The following is an 18,623-nucleotide window of genomic DNA, read 5'->3' on the forward strand; positions in this document are numbered from 1 at the left end:
GGAGCCGGGGCTCCAGCAACCAACCGGATCAGGCGGCCTGGAGGGCCTTGATGCGGTCGTTCAGGCGGCTCTTGTGGCGAGCAGCCTTGTTCTTGTGGATCAGGCCACGCGCGCTGAAACGATCCAGGATCGGCTGGGCAACGGCGAAGGCGGCTTGAGCGCCGGCGGCATCGTTGGCGTCCAGCGCCTTGATCACTTTCTTGACAGCGGTGCGCAGCATCGAGCGCTGAGCCACGTTGCGCGCGTTGCGCACGACGGTCTGCTTGGCGCGCTTCTTGGCGGACTTGATATTGGCCACGGTGGTGGTTTCCTGAAAAATCGGTGTTATGGGAACAGCAAGCTAGCTAGTATGATGGCGTAAGAAATGTACGTCAAGTCGATTGTCAAGAGGGACGTTGAGTGAGTTCACCCAAGATGTTGCGGGGCCTGCTGTCGTTCAGCAGCATGACCATGGTCTCGCGGGTTCTCGGCCTGGTCCGGGACCAGGTGGTGACCTCGACCTTCGGCACCAACGCCATCACCGATGCTTTCTGGGTCGCCTTCAGGATACCCAATTTCCTGCGCCGGCTGTTCGCCGAGGGTTCCTTTGCCACCGCATTCGTGCCGGTGTTCACCGAGGTGAAGGAAACCCGCAGCCACGCCGAGCTGCGTGAACTGATGGCCCGCACCGCCGGCACCCTGGGCGGCGTGCTGATGCTGGTGACCGCGCTGGCGCTGATCTTCGCGCCGCAGCTGGCGTCGGTCTTCTCCAGTGGGGTGGACACCGACCCGGCCAAGCAGGGCCTGCTGATCGACCTGTTCCGCCTGACCTTCCCGTTCCTGCTGTTCGTCTCGCTGACGGCCCTGGCCGGCGGTGCGCTGAACAGTTTCCAGCGCTTCGCGATGCCGGCGCTGACGCCGGTCATCCTCAACCTGTGCATGATCGCCGGCGCGCTGTGGCTGGCGCCGCGGCTGGGTGGCACACCGGAAAAGCAGATCCTCGCCCTCGGCTGGGCGGTGCTGGCCGCCGGCCTGCTGCAGCTGCTGTTCCAGCTGCCTTCGTTGAAGGGCATCGACCTGCTGACCCTGCCGCGCTGGGGCTGGAACCATCCGGGCGTGCGCAAGGTGATGACGCTGATGGTGCCGACCCTGTTCGGCTCGTCGGTGGCGCAGATCAACCTGCTGCTGGACACCGTCATCGCCGCCAAGCTGACCGACGGTTCGCAGTCCTGGCTGTCGCTGGCCGATCGCTTCCTGGAGCTGCCGCTGGGTGTGTTCGGCGTGGCCCTGGGCACGGTGATCCTGCCGGCGCTGGCACGGCACCACGTCAGCACCGACCGCGAAGGCTTCTCGCGCTCGCTGGACTGGGGTCTGCGCATGACCCTGCTGATCTCGGTGCCAGCCATGCTGGGCCTGCTGCTGCTGGCCGAGCCGCTGATCTCCACGATCTTCCAGCACGGCCAGTTCACCGCCTTCGACACCCGCATGACGGCGCTGTCGGTGTACGGCCTGAGCTTCGGCCTGCCGGCGTTCGCGCTGCTGAAGGTGGTGCTGCCGGCGTTCTACGCGCGCCAGGACACCAGGACGCCGGTGCGCGCCGGCGTCGCCGCGCTGGTGGCCAACATGGTGTTCAACTTCGCCCTGCTGGCGGTGCTGTACCAGGTGATGGTGCCCGATGAGCTGAAGGCGCAGGGGGTGATGGCGGCGCTGGGCAAGCAGCCCGGCCTGCACCTGGCGCTGGGCATCGCCAGCGCGCTGTCCAGTTACCTGAACCTGGGGCTGCTCTGGTACTGGCTGGGCAAGACCGATGTCTACCAGCGGCGTCCGGGCTGGGGCGGCTACCTGCTGCGCCTGTTGCTGGCGTGCACGGCGATGGTCGGCGTGCTGCTGGCCCTGCTGTACTGGCTGCCGGGCTTCTCGTCGATGGGCGTGTGGGAACGGATCGGCGCGCTCGGCCTGCTGGTCGGCGGTGGCGGGCTGACCTATCTGCTTGCGATGGTGGCGATGGGCTTCCGTCCGCGCGACCTGCGTGGGCATTGATCGTGGCTCCCGGCGGCTATACTTCAGGGTTACACCATTGAAGGGGCGGGCTTCGGCCGGCCGGAACGAGAGTTGATGAGCAGGCTGTTCAGAAGCGTCGAGGGCGGGGAGCTGTTCCCCAACGGAAGCGTGGTCTGCATCGGTGCATTCGACGGCCTCCACCTGGGCCATCGTGCGCTGGTGCGGCACGCGGTCGCGCGTGCGCGCGCCTTGGGTGTGGCTGCGGTGGCGGTGGCCTTCGAGCCCTTGCCGCGTGAGTTCTTCGCCCAGGGTACGCCGCCGCCGCGGTTGACCCTGGCACGCAGCAAGGTCGAGATCCTGCACGAACTGGGCGTTGATGCGATCGGCCTGCTGCGCTTCGACGCGGCGATGGCGGCGATGCCCGCCGAAACCTTCGTGCGCCAGCTGCTGGCGCAGCGCCTGAACGCCCGCGAGGTCTGGATCGGGCCGGAGTTCTGTTTCGGCAACCGTCGCCGTGGCGATCTGGCCCTGCTGCAGGCGCTGGGCGCCGAGCTCGGTTTCAGCGCCGGCGAGATCGAAGCGGTCGACCTGCATGGTGACCGCATCTCCAGCACCCGTATCCGCCAGCTGCTGCAGGAAGGCGACTTCGCCCGCGTCGGCGACCTGCTCGGTCGCCCCTACTCGATCAGCGGGCGGGTCGTTCGCGGGCGCCAGCTCGGCCGTACGCTGGGCTTCCCCACCGCCAACCTGCGTTTCCCGAAGACCCCGGCACTGTCGGGCATCTACGCGACCTGGGTGCACGGGGTGTTCGACCAGCCGTGGCCGTCGGTGTCCAGTTTCGGCACCCGACCGACCGTGGACGGCGTGGAGCCGCTGCTGGAAGCGCACCTGTTCGATTTCCAGGGCGACCTGTACGGGCGCCACATCGAAGTCGAATTCGTTGCCAAACTGCGTGACGAAGAGAAATTCAACGATCTGGCGGCGCTGACCGACCAGATGCACCGCGACGCCGAACAGGCGCGTGCCATCCTTTCCGAACATAGATTGCGAGCCACTGCGTGAGCCAGGACTACAAGACCACCCTCAACCTGCCGGCCACCGAATTCCCGATGCGCGGCGACCTGCCCAAGCGCGAGCCGGGCATTCTGGCGCGCTGGGAAGAGCAGGGGCTCTACCAGCAGCTGCGCGACAACGCCGCCGGCCGCCCGCTGTTCGTGCTGCATGACGGCCCGCCGTACGCCAATGCGCGCATCCACCTGGGCCATGCGGTCAACAAGATCCTCAAGGACATCATCGTCAAGTCGCGCTACCTAGCCGGCTTCGATGCGCCCTATGTACCGGGCTGGGACTGCCATGGCCTGCCGATCGAAATCGCGGTGGAAAAGAAGTGGGGCAAGGTCGGGGTGAAGCTCGATGCGGTCGCGTTCCGGCAGAAGTGCCGCGAATTCGCCGAGGAGCAGATCGACATCCAGCGCGCCGACTTCAAGCGCCTGGGCGTCACCGGCGACTGGGACAACCCGTACAAGACCCTGAGCTTCGATTTCGAGGCCAACGAGATCCGCGCGCTGTCCAAGGTCATCGCCAACGGCCACCTGCTGCGCGGCGCCAAGCCGGTGTACTGGTGCTTCGATTGCGGTTCGGCGCTGGCCGAGGCCGAGATCGAATACCAGGAAAAGACCTCGCCGGCGATCGACGTGGCCTACACCGCGCGCGATGCGCAGGCCGTGGCGCAGGCGTTCGGCGTAAGCGTGCCGGCCGACGTGGAAGTGGCCGTGCCGATCTGGACCACCACCCCGTGGACGCTGCCGGCCTCGCTGGCGGTATCGCTGGGCGCGGACATCCGCTACGTGCTGGCCGAAGGCCCGGCGCACAACGGCAAGCGCCGTTGGCTGGTGCTGACCGCTGCACTGGCCGAGCGCTCGCTGCAGCGCTACGGCGTGGACGCGGTGGTGCTGCACGGTGAGGCCGAAGGTTCGGCGCTGGAAAACCAGCTGCTGGTCCATCCGTTCTACCCGGAGCGCGAGATCCTCGTGCTCAACGGCGAACACGTGTCCGACGAGGACGGTACCGGTGCGGTGCATACCGCTCCCGGCCACGGCCAGGAAGACTACGTGGTCAGCCAGAAGTACGGCCTGCTGGACAAGTACAACGCCGGCCAGGTGACCCCGGTTGACGGCCGTGGCGTATACCTGGAATCGACCCCGCCGGCAGGCGAGGTGGTGCTGGCGGGCCAGCACCTGTGGAAGGCGCAGGAGGCGATCGTGCAGGTGCTGCGCGACAGCGGCGCGCTGCTGGCCTTCGTCGAGATCCGCCACAGCTACCCGCACTGCTGGCGGCACAAGACGCCGGTGGTTTTCCGCGCCACCCCGCAGTGGTTCATCTCGATGGACAAGGCCAACCTGCGCAGCGATGCGCTGGCCGCCATCGACACCGTCGGCTGGTTCCCGACGTGGGGCAAGGCGCGCATCCAGAGCATGGTCGACGGCCGTCCGGACTGGACCATCTCGCGCCAGCGCACGTGGGGCGTGCCGATCGCACTGTTCACCCATCGCCAGACCGGCGAGATCCACCCGCGTTCGGTGGAGCTGATGCAGCAGGTGGCCGACCGCGTGCAGGCTGAAGGCATCGACGTGTGGTATTCGCTGGACGCGGCCGAACTGCTGGGCGATGAAGCGGCCGACTACGAGAAGGTCACCGACATCCTTGATGTCTGGTTCGACTCGGGCGTGACCCACGAAGCGGTGCTCGCTGCCCGTGGCTTCGGCAAGCCGGCCGACCTGTACCTGGAGGGTTCGGACCAGCATCGCGGCTGGTTCCAGTCCTCGCTGCTGACCGGCGTGGCCATCGACAAGCGCGCGCCGTACAAGCAGTGCCTCACCCACGGTTTCACCGTGGACGAGCACGGCCGCAAGATGTCCAAGTCGCTGGGCAACGGCATCGAGCCGCAGGAAATCATGAACAAGCTGGGCGCGGACATCCTGCGCCTGTGGATCGCCTCGGCCGACTACAGCAACGAGATGTCGCTGTCGCAGGAAATCCTCAAGCGCACCGCCGACGCCTACCGTCGCCTGCGCAACACCGCACGCTTCCTGCTGGGCAACCTGGACGGTTTCGATCCGGCCCAGCACCTGCGCCCGCTCGACGAGATGGTCGCGCTGGACCGCTGGATCGTGCATCGCGCCTGGGAACTGCAGGAGAAGATCAAGGCCGCGTATGACAACTACGACATGGCCGAGATCGTGCAGCTGCTGCTGAACTTCTGCAGCGTGGACCTGGGCTCGCTGTACCTGGACGTGACCAAGGACCGCCTGTACACGATGCCGACCGATTCGGATGGTCGTCGTTCGGCGCAGAGCGCGATGTACCACATCGCCGAAGCGTTCACCCGCTGGGTGGCGCCGATCCTGACCTTCACCGCCGATGAGCTGTGGGGGTATCTGCCGGGCGACCGTGCCGGCCACGTGCTGTTCACCACCTGGTGCGAGGGCCTGGCTCCGCTGCCGGCCGACGCACAGCTCAACGCGGTCGACTTCGACCAGCTGCTGGCCCTGCGCGAGCAGGTGGCCAAGGTGCTGGAGCCGATGCGCGCCAATGGTGCGATCGGCGCCGCGCTGGAAGCGGAGATCACCATCGCCGCCAGCGAAGAGCAGGCGACCCGCTGGCAGCCGCTGGCCGATGAACTGCGCTTCCTGTTCATCAGCGGTGACGTGCAGGTGCGTCCGGCGACCACCGACGAGGTGTTCGTCAGCGCGCAGCCGACGCAGAAAGCCAAGTGCGTGCGCTGCTGGCACCACCGTGCCGACGTCGGCAGCAATGCCGACCACCCGGAACTGTGCGGCCGCTGCGTGACCAACGTCGCCGGTGCCGGCGAAGTGCGGAGCTGGTTCTGATGGCCGCCGCGCGCCCGCATCCCAATGCGCTGATCTGGCTGCTGCTGTCGGCAGTCATCATCGGCCTGGACCAGTGGTCGAAGGCCTGGGTGCTGTCGAGCCTGCCGGAGTTCCAGCCGGTGGTGGTCATCGACGGCTTCTGGAACTGGTACCGCACCTACAACACCGGGGCAGCGTTCAGCTTCCTGAGCGATGCCGGTGGCTGGCAGAAGCACTTCTTCACCGTGCTGGCGATCGCCATCAGCGGCCTGATGGCCTGGTGGCTGCGCGCGACCGCCCGTGGCAACTGGAAGGCCGCCGTGCCGTACGCGCTGATCATCGGCGGTGCGATCGGCAACGTCATCGACCGCCAGGTGCATGGCCACGTGGTCGATTTCATCCAGTGGTACGTCGGCGAGCATGTCTGGCCGTCGTTCAACATCGCCGATTCGGCCATCGTGGTGGGTGCCGTCGGCATCGCCCTGTTCGGCCTGTTCGACGGCAAGTCCGCCAAAAAGGCGGATAATGCCAATCCGAAACCGTAAGCCGGCCGCTGCCGGGAGACTGAACTGATGGATGTGCTGCTCGCCAACCCGCGTGGATTCTGTGCCGGTGTCGATCGTGCGATCGAGATCGTCAAGCGCGCGATCGAAACGCTGGGCGCGCCCATCTATGTCCGCCATGAAGTGGTGCACAACCGCTTCGTGGTCGATGACCTGAAGCAGCGCGGCGCGATCTTCGTCGAAGAACTCGACGAAGTGCCGGACAACAACACGGTCATCTTCAGTGCCCATGGCGTGTCCCAGGCCGTGCGCCAGGAAGCGGAGCGGCGTGGCCTGAAAGTGTTCGACGCGACCTGTCCGCTGGTGACCAAGGTCCACTTCGAAGTCGCCCGCCACTGCCGTGCCGGCCGTGACGTCGTGCTGATCGGCCACGCCGGTCACCCGGAAGTGGAAGGCACCATGGGCCAGTGGAACCGCGAAGCGGGCACCGGCCAGATCTACCTGGTCGAGGACGTGGAGCAGGTGGCCACGTTGCACATCAACCAGCCGGAAAACTTCGCCTACACCACCCAGACCACGCTGTCGGTGGATGACACGCGCGGCATCATCGATGCGCTGCGCGAGCGCTACCCGGCGATGCAGGGGCCGAAGAACGACGACATCTGCTACGCCACGCAGAACCGCCAGGACGCCGTGCGCGACCTGGCCAAGCGCTGTGACCTGGTGCTGGTGGTCGGTTCGCCGAACAGCTCCAATTCCAACCGCCTGAGCGAGCTGGCCCGCCGTGAAGGCGTGGAGAGCTACCTGATCGACGGTGCACACGAGATCGACCCGGCCTGGGTGGTGGGCAAGCAGCATATCGGCGTGACCGCTGGTGCCTCGGCACCGCAGGTGCTGGTCGATGGCGTGCTGGCGCGTCTGGCCGAGCTGGGCGCGTCCGGTATCGGTGAGCTGGACGGCGAGCCGGAATCGATGGTGTTCGCGCTGCCGAAGGAACTGCGTCTGCGCCTGGTCGACTGAGTGTAGTGAGGGGCGACGGGGAAGGACGTTAATCGCTTCGGGTCAGGTAACGGTTTTGCATTCCCGGGCACATAAGAGTGCCCGGGGTGCGGTTCGTAAACGATTGAGAGATCGATTCGGCTAGCTTCTGTCCCTGAGCTGCGATCGTAGATTCCTTGCCTGCGCAAGTAGACGATTCACGCGCCTCTGGCGAATGTCACCTTTGGCGGCCTTCGATGCTTGCTCTAAACTTTCAATTGCTGCTTCGGCGTGCCTCACCGATGCGTCTGTAGACTTGTTTGCCGATGCCTTCTGAGCAAGGGAAACGTAGGCGCGCGCGAGAGCTTCGTGCCAATCGCAACTGTCCCCAATTTGCAGGTCAAGAGCCCCTCTTGCAATCTCGATTGCCTGTTCAAGACTGTTTCGCGCCATTTCGGTTTCGAACCAAAGATCGAATAGGATTTTCTTCCTTTGCCCAAGTTTGTACGCGGCGCTGAAAGCTTTGCTGGCATTGTCGTGATAGGGTGGTTCAAGATTTAGATTGAACCTTCCCTCTGCAAGCAATAGATCTGGATGGGGGGTTGATAGTTTCTTTTGCGCGTCAGAAATGGCCTTCACGGCGCCAGATGGGTCGCCCGAATTGAGTAGCGCTGTCGCATGAGAAATAGCTTGTCCGACGATTCCGGAGCGCTTGTTCATGCTAATTCCAACCGCATCTCTGCCAGCTCGACTAATGCCTGATCTAAGTGCGGCGTGATCTATCTCGAGTGACTGCTCTAGCTCCGAGACCAGTTTTGCAGTGTTTGGGTCTACTGTGTATCGAGCTTCGCGCCCTACTGACGGGGCTGAAATTAGAAACAGGCCAGTAAGTTCTTGCAATGCATCTCCAAGCGTTTGATCTGTGTAGCTAAGTGCTTGGGATAGTTCTGCATAACTTGGATTTCGAAGTACGCAAATCACGAAGAGAGTTCGTTTTGCATCTCGGCTAAGTTGCTGAACTTCGCGTAGTAGGGCAGCCTTCCTCGCTTCGATTCCTTTTTGTCCGCGCCACTGCTTAATCGCGTTTTCAAGCGGGAGGCCTCGCCTTTCTAGGCGAAGAAGTGAGTCCGTGAAAAGAGGGGAACCTCCGGTCACCTCTCGAATGTGATCTATTTTTGAGTCTTTCAGCTCTGGAAGTGAGTACTTGATTCGCATAACTTTTACGTACTCAAGGAACTCCGCTTCTGGTAATCCGTCTAATTTTAGTACGTTGTCCGGGGAGTATGAAAAATTGACGCGAGTAGTTATCAGTATTTTTGTATTTCCATTAACTCTCATTCCAAGCTCAAGTGCTCTCTGCTGATCCTCTGGTGTGAGTGAGTCAACATCATCCACCACGATGAAAGAGGAGTTGCTATTGCAGCTCGCAAGCGCCAGTTGTTGAATTTCCCTAGTGTCTAACTCTTCGAAATCACTATCGATGTTCCCGTGGGCGAGTGAGATAGACTTAAATAACGACTCGGCGCAAGAAAAGTCCGTTATTCTATCTTCCTGATACTTGTCTTGTTGAGCTATGAATTGGCGTTTCTTCGCCGTTAGCCAAATTACCTGGCTGAATGGTGTAACTCTCTGCTTGGCAATTTCCTGAGCGAAATGATAAGCAAGGCTTGTCTTTCCCAGTCCGCCTTCACCAGCAATCAATCTGACTCGCGAAAAGTCATCTTGCAGCCACATCCATAGATCGAGTAGATCTTCACTTCGGCCGATAAATTCTGAGCAAACGAGCGCGCGATCTGGAAGGCTGTTTTCTAGAGGAGGACGCGCAATGACCTCACTCGCAGGGAGATCAATGGACGGCGCGATGCGGGGGGAGTGCAGAAACTCGTAATCTTCAGGATGTGAGGCTGTTGCATTGTTGTCGATCCTTCGAAAAACAAGTTCACCCTTCTTAAAGCACAGTTTACCTGGGGATATTTCAGGGCCGTTTTTCTTGAAGTACACGGGGAGGGATTTTTCGGGTCGCTTTGCTACCCATGCCACTTCGGTGTGTTTTCCCTGAATGACAAGTGGTGATACCGTTATTCTAATGTCAGAATCTGTGTAGGTGCGACTTAGGTCCCGCAATCTTGCAGGGTTGATCGACCCAGGCTCAACGCCGCATGTCGCGAATTCTCGATCTTTTACTACCTCCTCAACTCCAAATACTATAAATCCACCGTAGGAATTATGAAGGGCTATCAAGTCCCGAACTACTTTTGCGTACTCGCCCGCGTCCGATGGTGCTTGCCGTTTGAAATCCAGTACTTCGCATTCCACGAAAGAACCTAGTTCTGCTTCACCATTGTTCGGTTCTGCAGCATGCAGCACGCCAGTGGAGGCGCACTTGTGTAGATGAAGAATAAGGTCTTGCATTGATCAGTCCTTTGGATCAGTGGCGTGATACTAGCTAAAATTGTGTGCTATCCGTCAATCCCATGACCTTTGGCCATGGGGCCACGTCCCCCACAGGCCTAGCATCGGGGAATCCTTCGCTGCTGGAAGTTGCCGATGAAAACCCGTGCCCTGGTGATGTCCGTGCTGTTCGCGCTGGCGGCTACGCCCGCGCTGGCGCAGACTCCGCCACCGGGTGATACCGCCGCCCCCGGCCTGCTGCGCATCGACGTCGATGCACGCGACCTGGCCCGGCGCATCTTCAAGGTGACTGCCACCGTACCGGCCAAGCCTGGCCCGATGACCCTGCTGTACCCGCAGTGGATTCCCGGCAACCATTCGCCCACCGGCCCGATCGACAAGCTGGCCGGCCTGCGCGTCACTGCCAACGGCAAGCCGCTGGCCTGGCAGCGCGACCAGTACAACGTGTACGCGTTCAAGGTGGATGTGCCGGCGGGCGTGAGCGAGATCGTCGCCCACTTCGATTTCCTGTCTTCGCAGGGCGGCAGCCAGGGCCGGGTGGTGATGACCCCGGAAATGCTCAACCTGCAGTGGAACGCCAACTCGCTGTATCCGGCCGGCGTGGACGCGCGCAACCTGCAGGCGCAGGCCAGCGTGACCCTGCCCAAGGGCTGGGCCTACGCGACCGCACTGGAAACCGCACGCCGCGATGGCGACACCGTGGTGTTCAAGCCGATTTCCTATGACCACCTGGTCGATTCGCCGCTGTTTGCCGGTGAACATCACCAGCGCATCGACCTCGACCCGGGCGCGAAGGCGCCGGTACATCTGAACGTGTTCGCCGACGATGCCAAATCGCTGAAGCCGACCGACGCGCAGCTGAAGGCGCACCGTGCGCTGGTGCAGCAGGCGGACAAGCTGTACGGCGCGCGCCACTACGACCACTACGAATTCCTGCTTGCGCTGACCGATCGCCTCGGCGGCATCGGCCTGGAGCACCATCGTTCCAGCGAGAACAGCGCCGACCCGGGCTACTTCACCGAGTGGGACAGCAACGCGTGGATGCGCGACCTGCTGCCGCATGAGTACACCCACTCGTGGAACGGCAAGTACCGTCGTGGTGCCGACCTGGCCACGGCCAACTTCAATACGCCGATGGGCGACAGCCTGTTGTGGGTGTACGAAGGGCAGACCCAGTTCTGGGGCCAGGTACTGGCCGCACGTTCGGGGCTGTGGTCCAGCGAGCAGGCGCGCGACATGCTGGCCAATGTGGCGGCCACCTATGATCGTGGTCGCCCGGGCCTGGCCTGGCGACCGCTGCAGGACACCACCAACGACCCGACCATCGCCCAGCGTCGCACCCTGCCGTACCGCAACTACCAGATGAGCGAGGACTACTACTCCGGCGGGCAGATGCTGTGGCTGGAGGTGGAGGGCAAGCTGCGTGGGCTGACCGGCAACCGGCGCAGCCTGGATGACTTCGCGCGTGCCTTCTTCGGCGTCGGCAACGGCGACTGGGACGTCAATCCGTACACCTTCGATGACGTAGTGGCGACCCTCAATGACATCGCGCCGTACGACTGGGCGAGCTTCCTGCGCCAGCGGCTGGACGGGCACGGATCGCTGACCGGTGGCCTGGAACTGGCGGGCTGGAAGCTGGTCTACCGCGATGCGCCCAACGAGGCCTACAAGGCGCAGGAAAAGCGCGCGAAGGCGGCGCTGTTGGCCTACTCGCTGGGAGCGACGGTGCTCGACAGTGGCGTGGTCGGTGACGTGGTCTGGGACAGCCCCGCGTTCAATGCCGGCCTGGCACCGGGCATGAAGGTGATCGCTGTTGGTGGCCGCGAATACAGCAGCCAGCGCTTGAAGGATGCGGTGGCTGCGGCCGCCACTGACAAGGCGCCGGTCACGCTGCTGGTCAAGCAGTTCGACCGCATCGACACGATGAAGATCGACTACCACGGCGGCCTGCAGTATCCGGTGCTGGAGCGCATCGCCGGCCGCCCGGATCGCCTTGCAGAGCTGTGGAAGGCACGATGAAGCTGCGCACGCGCGATGGGTTGATCCTGGTGGTGGCCGTGCTGGCCATCATCGGCGCCTACCTGGACGGCGACGGGCGCTGGCTGCACTGGTTGGCCAAACCGGCGACCACGCTGCTGACCGCCGCCATCGCCTGGCAGGCGCGGCCGCTGACGGATGCGTTCTACCGGCGTGCGGTGCTGGGCGGCATGCTGTTGTCCTGTGCAGGTGATATCGCGCTGATGCTGCCGATCGACGCGTTCGTGCCAGGCCTGGTGGCCTTTCTGCTGGCGCACCTGTGCTACATCGCCGCGTTCCGTGCCGGCCTGCGCGCGGGCCGCGGATTGCTCGCTGCCTTCTTGCTGCTTGCCGCATTTGCTTCCATCAACGTCACCGGCCTGTGGCCGCATCTACCGCTGCCGATGCGCGTTCCGGTGCTGGCCTATGTCGTGGTGCTGGCGCTGATGGCAGTGCTGGCACTGGCCCGCTACTGGAAGCGGCCACACGTCGACGCACTGGAAGCGGGCAGCGCGCGTTGGGCTGCCGCTGGCGCACTGCTGTTCGTGGCCAGTGATTCATTGCTGGCGTGGGATCGCTTCGGCGGTGGCCTGCCGATGGCCAGCCTGCTGGTGCTGTCCACCTACTACGCTGCGCAGTACGCCATCGCCCGCTCGGTGAGATAGCCCTTTTTCTACTGCAGGTTGCCCTTGGCGTCGTAGCGCAGGCGCACGGTCTGGCGGTCGCCGGCTACTTCATCCGGCAACCACACCAGCTTGCCGCCCTTGCGGATGACCACATACACATGGCCGACGTCGGCCGGCGAACGCACCAGGGCATTGCGCTGTTGCTGCAGGGCCTGCGTCACCCGTGGCACGGCATCGAAATCGATGTTGGCCAATGCAGTGCTGCTGCGGCGCAGGGTGATGGTCGGCGCGAACTGCTGCGGATTCACCGCATCGCCCTTGCGCCATTGTCCACGTTGGTAGTGATAACTATCCACGTGGCCCGGCTGCTGTGGATCGACCAGGTCGATGTCGATGCGGCCGTCGTCATGGAAGTGGATGCTGTGGAAAACGACCAGGCGTTCGCCGACCAGTCCGGGCATCGCCTCCAGCGCCTGCCGTGCCACCTGCAGGCGCTCGCTGTCGAGCAGCAGGTTCGGCCGCGTGCGCCTTGGCAGCGGCATCGGTTCGGGCGCCGCCCGTGGCGTTGCGATGGCCGCCGTTCGCAACGGTTGTTCCCATGGGTCTTGTTGCAACGCATCCGCAGGCACGGTCGATGCGGCGCCACGCAGGGTCGCGTTGACGGTCTGCAATGCGCCGCCTGCCGTGGCGGCACCGGCCAGGGCCAGCACCACCCCGGCGAACACAAGCGGCGTGGACACGGGCCGCTTCACGGCTGCTCCATGCGCACGCTTCGGCGATCATCCGGGTCGTAGAGGATGTCGACCTGCCCGCGCGGGATGTTGGCCAGTTCGAGCAGCGCAACGAAGCGGCGCACGCTGGCCTGCTGCACGTTGCCCTCGCGGTCGAGATATTCCAGCTTGAACTCGACCTGCGGTTGTTCGTTGACGTAGGTGCCGGTCTGGCGCACGTCGAGCACCTGCGCTTCGGCACCGATACCACGGTACTTGAGCGCTTCGCCGCGCGCGTCGATCTGCAGTGTGCCAGCCAGCAGGCGCGCCAGCAGACGCAGGCCGATCAGGTAGCCGCACAGCACCAGCGGGCAGACCAGCAGCGGATGGCCGAAGCCCAGGAACGTCCAGCCCAGTCCATCGCTCTGCAGGCGATAGGCCATGACGTACGCGGCAGCGACCACGACAATGCCGATCAGGCCGCCGATGCCGCGGCGCCACAGGCTGGCGCGGTCCAGTTCCGGTTGCGATCCTGCCAGCATCAGGTTGGGCGCGGGGCCGGGTGTGGGGCTGAGCAGCACCTCCAGCGGGTTGCCCACGGTGAAGCGCTGCAGCTGTGGCTTGCTGTCGACCACGACCAGCGTTTCGGTGATCGGGGTGCCGGACAGATTGTCGAAGGCCAGCTGCAGCCGCCACTGCGCGAAGCCGCGCACCTGCACGCCGGTCTGTTCGGCCTGCTCGATGCGTGCGCTGCGTGGCGTGCCGTCGGCCAGGATGCCGCGCACACGTTGCAACGCACGGGGTGGCGCCAGCAGCAGGTAATGCAGGAAGGCGTACAGCAGCACCAGCCATAGCGTCAGCGACGTCGCCAGCAGGGCCAGTGCCAGCCAGGGCGCGCTGCGGTCGCCCGCTTCCAGCGGCCAGCTGGTGCCGAAGTAGAGCAGGCAGGGGAAGGGCAGCGCGAAGAACAGCATGAGCGCGCCCAGGAACCAGAGGTAGGCTTTCATGACTCGCCTTCGACGCCGTGGAACAGGCGGCGTAGGGTACTACGCTCAACGGAATTGCAGGGTCAGCAGGAAGTAGCGCCCGAGTGGATCGTCCAGCCCGGGCATCTGCCCGCCGCTGCCGACCAGGTGGTTCACCGGCCGCGTATCAAGCAGGTTGTGCACGTCCAGTGCGGCAATCACGCGCGGGCTCAGCCGCCGCGCCAGATGCAGGTTCCAGCGCAGCTGTGCCGGGTTCATGCAACGGCCCTGGTCATGCTGCTCCTGCGCGCACGCTTCACCGGCCAGCCATGCGCGGGTGCGGCCGACGCGGTTGCCTCGCAGGGCGATGTCCCAGGACGGGTTCTGCCACTGTACGTTGAGGATGCCCGCGTTCGCCGGCGTGGCATGCCCGCGCAGGTCCACCGATTCGCCATGGCCGCGATCACGACGCAGCTCCTGCTGTTTCAACGCATCCAGCGAGAACAGCCACTGCCCGTTGCGGCCGGTATCCACCCTGTACTCGCCGCGCAATACCCAGTTGCGCGAGGTGGTGCGGCCGATGTTGTCGAATGACAGGCGAAGATCACGCAGGCGACCCTGCTCATCCAGCTCCCAGGTGCCGGGATTCCACAGGGCATCACTGGGTTGCAGGGCGAGGATCTCGTTGCGCAGTTCGACGATGTTGTGGGTCAGTGACAGCGAGAACGCATCATTAGGTGTCCAGCTGGCGGCCAGCGAGTGGCTGCGCGAGGTCTCGGCTTTCAGCCCGTCTTTCTCCGCCACCTCCACTTCCACCGCGCAGCCGCCATCGCGCAGCGGGCGCGCGCACGTCGGCAGGGACTCCGAGGCGGGCAGGCCATACAGGCCGAAGTAGCCCGGTGGCCGCCGGCGCTCGAAGATGCTGGGAGCGCGGTAGCCGCGGCCACTGGCCAGCAGGAACGACCAGTGCGGGCTGGGGCTCCAGCGCAGGCCGGCACGCGGCGAAAACGCAGTGTCACCGCCATCGCGGTCCAGTCGCGCGGCCACGTCCAGGCGCAGTGTCGGCGCCAACGGCAGGCCCACTTCGGCGTAAGCGGCGTTGCTCTGCCGCGACAGCCGGCGTTGCTCCATCGGCAGCCCCAGCGCCAGCTCGCCCTTGCCCAGCAGCGGATCGGGCAGCGAGGTCCAGCGCTCGCGGCGCAGATCGATACCGGTGGCCAGTTGTGCTGCACCGCCGGGCAGTGTCATCAGGGTGCGTTGCATGCCCCACCAGCCCTGCCACTGCTCGGTACGTCCGCGGTTGTGGATGGCCGGGAACAGCTCCTCTGCCAGCCCCGCCGGCAGGGTGGAAAATCCGGGCAGGAAGTCCAGCGTGCGTGCTGCTTCCAGCAGGCGTTCGCTGCGCACGGTGCCTTCGGTGCGCAGGTCCACCTGGCTGCGCTGCGCGCTGAGGCCAGCATCCCAACTGCGGCCGGCGCGCTCACGGCCCATGCCGAAACTGATGTCGCCTTCGGTGGCATGCACGCGCGGGCGCACTTCGCCGCCTTCCTGCAGGACCACGTTGAGGATCGCGCCACGGCTGAAATTGAGGGCGACGGCGGTCGGGCCCAGTTCAAAACGCTGGCGGTTGTGGCTGGCGCGTGCTTCCACGTAGGCGTAGCGTCCGTCACCGCGCTCGTGGCGATAACGCAGGTAGCCGGACAGTGTTTCCGACGCCGGTTGCAGTGAGCGCGGGCGTGCGTTGTCGAACCAGCAGCCGTCGTCTTCGCTCTGCAATGGCGGATGGCACTGCGTGGCCGGGTAGTAATCACCGTTGGGCATGATCAGCCCGATCGGGTACAGCGAGGTTTCCGCATGCCAGTCGCGCTGGTCACCGGCCACATGCTGCAGGCGATGCAGATCGATGCCGGCGAACCAGCGGTCGCCGCCTTCGCGCACGCCGCCCGTGGCCGCCTGCAGCCGGTACTGATCGCCATCACCGCGGCTGCTGGCACCCGATTGCAGCGTGGCTTCCGGTCCCTCGGCCTGGTCGCGCAGAATGATGTTGACCACGCCGGACATCGCATCGGCGCCGTAGATGGCCGAAGCACCGCCACGCACCAGCTCGATGCGCTCGACGAAGCTGAGCGGAATGCCTCCCAGATCGGTCAGCCCGCCTTCTTCCAGCGACACCATCGGATAACGCGGCAGGCGCCGGCCGTTGACCAGGAACAGGGTTGCGCGCGGGCCCATGCCGTCCAGGCTGGTGGTGGCGGCCGCGCCGACCGGCAGGTACAGCGAGTCGCCGCTGCGCGAGGTGCTCAATGGCGGATGGCCGTTCATGCCGGGCAGGTGGCGCAACAGGTCGAACAACGTGCCGTAGCCGCTGCGCAGGATGTCCTCGCGATCGATCACCGTTACCGGCAGCGTGGTCTGCACGGAGGTGCGCGGCAAGCGGCTGCCGGTGACATGGATCGGCGCCAGTTCCACCTGCACCGGCTTGGCTGGCGCGGGCGGCGGTGGCCGCCGTACCGGCTGCGCGATCACTGCGGGTGGGGCAGCGTGCCGGCGGACCACGAATCCGCCGCTGGGGGTCTGCAGGATGTTCACCGGCATGCCGGCGACGAGCTGCTTTAGTGCGGCGGCCGGCGCCAGCGGGCCGGCGACGCCGCCGGTGCGCAGGCCGGTCAATTCACGTGCGTCGAACACCAGGGCAATGCCACTCTGGCGTGCCCATTGCTGCAAGGCCGGCGGCAGGGCGCCGGGAGCGATACGGTAGTCGACCTGTCTGACGGCTTCTGCTGACGCCGCCGTTGCCGCCGCACCGGGCACCAGCACAACGCACAACAGGGCCTGCAGCAGACCCCAGCGCAGCACGTCCCACCGAAGCACGTCCCAACGAAGCACACCAGGCGCCGGCATCGGCCGCCGCCTCAGTAGGTGCGGCGCAGTTCCAGCGCGCCATCCGAGCGCGGCTGGCCAGCAATGGACCACCCCAGTTCCAGGGCGGAAAGCAGTTCATGCGCGTCGCCTGCACGGAAGGTGCCGCTGACCGCGAGGTCGGCGATATCCGGGTCGGCGACCACCAGTGGCGTGCTGCCATAGCGGTTCATGCGCTCGACCACAGTGGCCAGGGGCGTGCCGTCGAACACCAGCTTGCCCTGCGGCCAGGCCTCGGCGGCGGCAGTCGAGGACAGCTGCGGGCCGGGTTGGATCTTGCCGGAGGCCAGGACCTGCAGCTGCTGGCCCGGCGAGAGCGTGTGCTGCGCGCTGCCACTGGTGACTTCCACCACGCCTTCCAGCAGCGCGACCTCGACCCGGCCGTCAGCCAGGCGTTCAACCTGGAAGGTGGTGCCGATATCGCGGATCGAGCTGCCGCCGGCCTGCACCCGCAGCGAGCGCGATGACGGTTCGACCTGCAGCTGGATGCGACCGTGTTCCAGCGCCAGTTCGCGCTTGCGCCAGCCGAAGCGTGCGGTCAGCGTGGTGCCGGCGTCGAGCGTGGCGATGCTGCCATCGGCCAGGGTGCGCTGCTGCGGCAGCAGGCTGGCGTTGGCGTAGGTCAGCGGTGTGGGATTGCCATCGGTGTACAGCATCCAGCCCAGGCCAACGGCCAGGCACACGCCTGCAGCGGCGGCGACACCGGGCAGCCAGCGGCGCTGCGGCCGGCGTGCCGCACGCGCGGCGGCGGTGCGCAGCCACGGGTCGCTGGCCAGGCCGGCGCTGCGCTGGTGCAGCTTCTCGGCCTGCACCCACGCGCTGACATGTGCCGGATCCTCGGCCAACCAGTCCTCGAAGGACTGTCGTTCTTCGGCGCTGCAGTCGGGGGCGTCCAGCCGGGCCACCCAGGCGCTTGCGTGTTCAAAAAGCAACGTGTCATCCCTGTTGTCGTTGCGGATCATTCGGCATCTCCATCATTGTGGAGAGGATCGGGGCCCAGCTCCTTGCGCAGGCCCTGCAATGCACGGGCAATGTGTTTTTCCACGGTCTTGGCGGTGATGCCGCAATGCCGGGCGATCTGTGTATAGCTCATCCCGGTGATGCGGTTGAGCAGATACACCTCGCGGGCACGTTCGGGCAGCTTGAACAGTGCCTGGCGCAGCAGGGCGAGCATCTGCCCGGATTCTGCCTGACGCAGCGGATCAGGAGAAGCACTGGCGGCTTCTTCGTTTCCGTCGCGTTCGGTGAGCGACAGGTGGTTGCGCGATTGTGGCGAGCGCCCGCGGTCTGCCAGGCGGTTGCGGGCGATGCGGTACAGCAGCAGCCGCAGCTCCTCGGTGCCGTGCGCGCGGTAGCGGATCAGGCGCTCCATGCAGTCCTGGGCGATGTCCTCGGCATCCTCGGGGCCGACACCGCGGGCGCGCAGGAAAGCGCACAGCGGCGCGCGTTCCTCGCGCACGAATGCGATGAAGGCATCCGGAACCCCGGGCAGATCCGGCGCAGGACGGAGCAAAGGGGAGGGCGCGGACAGGGGAGGGCCTCGGACGACGATGACGGACGCGTCACCGAGTTTTACGCGACGGTGACCGGATGGGGAAGCCCACGTTTCTCCCGCATTTCCATTGTGAATGCATTCATGTTTTTT

At 65.0% G+C, this 18,623-nt stretch carries 14 protein-coding genes; 7 read left to right on the forward strand and 7 right to left on the reverse strand.

The genetic code is table 11. The features are described from left to right. Nucleotides 1–28 precede the first annotated feature (28 nt). Nucleotides 29–298 carry a 30S ribosomal protein S20 gene (gene rpsT / locus CLM74_RS06010; RefSeq protein ID WP_025873851.1) on the reverse strand — a complete coding sequence of 90 codons (270 nt, stop codon included), beginning with the start codon at nt 296–298 and terminating at the stop codon, nt 29–31. A 116-nt stretch (nt 299–414) separates the two neighbouring features. Between rpsT and murJ the strand changes: the two genes are divergently transcribed. From murJ to ispH, 5 genes are all read left to right on the forward strand, one after another. Further along, nucleotides 415–2,019, forward strand: coding sequence for a murein biosynthesis integral membrane protein MurJ (gene murJ / locus CLM74_RS06015; RefSeq protein WP_032951562.1), 1,605 nt, complete (start codon nt 415–417; stop codon nt 2,017–2,019). Nucleotides 2,020–2,094: 75 nt separating this feature from the next. Continuing rightward, a complete protein-coding gene (locus tag CLM74_RS06020; protein WP_025873849.1) occupies nt 2,095–3,042 on the forward strand; it encodes a bifunctional riboflavin kinase/FAD synthetase in 948 nt (315 codons plus the stop codon). Next, entirely contained in the window at nt 3,039–5,870 is a 2,832-nt protein-coding gene (gene ileS / locus CLM74_RS06025) for an isoleucine--tRNA ligase (protein WP_105163637.1), read from the forward strand. The genes CLM74_RS06020 and ileS overlap by 4 nt, the downstream gene beginning before the upstream one ends. Then, nucleotides 5,870–6,394, forward strand: coding sequence for a signal peptidase II (gene lspA / locus CLM74_RS06030; protein ID WP_032975973.1), 525 nt, complete (start codon nt 5,870–5,872; stop codon nt 6,392–6,394). Before ileS ends, lspA begins: the two co-directional genes overlap by 1 nt. A 27-nt stretch (nt 6,395–6,421) precedes the next feature. Continuing rightward, a complete protein-coding gene (gene ispH, locus CLM74_RS06035; RefSeq protein WP_059063475.1) occupies nt 6,422–7,372 on the forward strand; it encodes a 4-hydroxy-3-methylbut-2-enyl diphosphate reductase in 951 nt (316 codons plus the stop codon). A gap of 120 nt (nt 7,373–7,492) precedes the next feature. On the opposite strand, the gene CLM74_RS06040 is transcribed toward ispH, so the two are convergent. Continuing rightward, the gene (locus CLM74_RS06040; RefSeq protein ID WP_105163638.1) at nt 7,493–9,742 is read right to left on the reverse strand and encodes an RNA-binding domain-containing protein; all 2,250 of its coding nucleotides are present in this window, start codon (nt 9,740–9,742) and stop codon (nt 7,493–7,495) included. A 135-nt stretch (nt 9,743–9,877) separates the two neighbouring features. Between CLM74_RS06040 and CLM74_RS06045 the strand changes: the two genes are divergently transcribed. Both CLM74_RS06045 and CLM74_RS06050 read left to right on the forward strand, forming a co-directional pair. Further along, nucleotides 9,878–11,761, forward strand: coding sequence for a M61 family metallopeptidase (locus CLM74_RS06045; protein WP_105163639.1), 1,884 nt, complete (start codon nt 9,878–9,880; stop codon nt 11,759–11,761). Further along, entirely contained in the window at nt 11,758–12,423 is a 666-nt protein-coding gene (locus tag CLM74_RS06050) for a lysoplasmalogenase (RefSeq protein WP_105163640.1), read from the forward strand. Before CLM74_RS06045 ends, CLM74_RS06050 begins: the two co-directional genes overlap by 4 nt. A gap of 8 nt (nt 12,424–12,431) precedes the next feature. Here the strand turns inward: CLM74_RS06050 and CLM74_RS06055 are convergent, their stop codons facing one another. Genes CLM74_RS06055 through CLM74_RS06075 form a run of 5 tightly spaced genes read right to left on the reverse strand, consistent with a single transcriptional unit; the run spans nt 12,432 to nt 18,437 of the window. Continuing rightward, nucleotides 12,432–13,136: a hypothetical protein gene (locus tag CLM74_RS06055; RefSeq protein WP_105163641.1), complete on the reverse strand. Its 705-nt coding sequence runs from the start codon at nt 13,134–13,136 to the stop codon at nt 12,432–12,434. Next, nucleotides 13,133–14,101 carry a hypothetical protein gene (locus CLM74_RS06060; protein WP_105163642.1) on the reverse strand — a complete coding sequence of 323 codons (969 nt, stop codon included), beginning with the start codon at nt 14,099–14,101 and terminating at the stop codon, nt 13,133–13,135. The genes CLM74_RS06055 and CLM74_RS06060 overlap by 4 nt, the downstream gene beginning before the upstream one ends. 45 nt (nt 14,102–14,146) lie before the next feature. Beyond that, on the reverse strand, nt 14,147–16,930 hold the full coding sequence (locus CLM74_RS06065; protein WP_234003426.1) for a TonB-dependent receptor: 2,784 nt from the start codon (nt 16,928–16,930) through the stop codon (nt 14,147–14,149). Nucleotides 16,931–16,971: 41 nt separating this feature from the next. After that, nucleotides 16,972–17,940, reverse strand: coding sequence for a FecR domain-containing protein (locus CLM74_RS06070; protein ID WP_033830634.1), 969 nt, complete (start codon nt 17,938–17,940; stop codon nt 16,972–16,974). Continuing rightward, nucleotides 17,937–18,437, reverse strand: a complete 501-nt coding sequence (locus CLM74_RS06075) for a sigma-70 family RNA polymerase sigma factor (RefSeq protein WP_080149532.1) — start codon at nt 18,435–18,437, stop codon at nt 17,937–17,939. Before CLM74_RS06075 ends, CLM74_RS06070 begins: the two co-directional genes overlap by 4 nt. Nucleotides 18,438–18,623: the final 186 nt, after the last annotated feature.

It is taken from the genome of Stenotrophomonas sp. MYb57, from assembly GCF_002966815.1.
In the GTDB taxonomy this organism is placed as follows: Bacteria; Pseudomonadota; Gammaproteobacteria; order Xanthomonadales; family Xanthomonadaceae; genus Stenotrophomonas; species Stenotrophomonas indicatrix.

Bases quoted from the DNA above. Each gene is read 5' to 3' on its own strand.
- murJ (WP_032951562.1), top strand. From the start codon at position 415: ATGTTGCGGGGCCTGCTGTCGTTCAGCAGCATGACCATGGTCTCGCGG.
- CLM74_RS06050 (WP_105163640.1), top strand. From the start codon at position 11,758: ATGAAGCTGCGCACGCGCGATGGGTTGATCCTGGTGGTGGCCGTGCTG.
- CLM74_RS06070 (WP_033830634.1), bottom strand. From the start codon at position 17,940: ATGATCCGCAACGACAACAGGGATGACACGTTGCTTTTTGAACACGCA.
- CLM74_RS06020 (WP_025873849.1), top strand. From the start codon at position 2,095: ATGAGCAGGCTGTTCAGAAGCGTCGAGGGCGGGGAGCTGTTCCCCAAC.
- CLM74_RS06045 (WP_105163639.1), top strand. From the start codon at position 9,878: ATGAAAACCCGTGCCCTGGTGATGTCCGTGCTGTTCGCGCTGGCGGCT.
- CLM74_RS06040 (WP_105163638.1), bottom strand. From the start codon at position 9,742: ATGCAAGACCTTATTCTTCATCTACACAAGTGCGCCTCCACTGGCGTG.
- ispH (WP_059063475.1), top strand. From the start codon at position 6,422: ATGGATGTGCTGCTCGCCAACCCGCGTGGATTCTGTGCCGGTGTCGAT.
- lspA (WP_032975973.1), top strand. From the start codon at position 5,870: ATGGCCGCCGCGCGCCCGCATCCCAATGCGCTGATCTGGCTGCTGCTG.
- CLM74_RS06060 (WP_105163642.1), bottom strand. From the start codon at position 14,101: ATGAAAGCCTACCTCTGGTTCCTGGGCGCGCTCATGCTGTTCTTCGCG.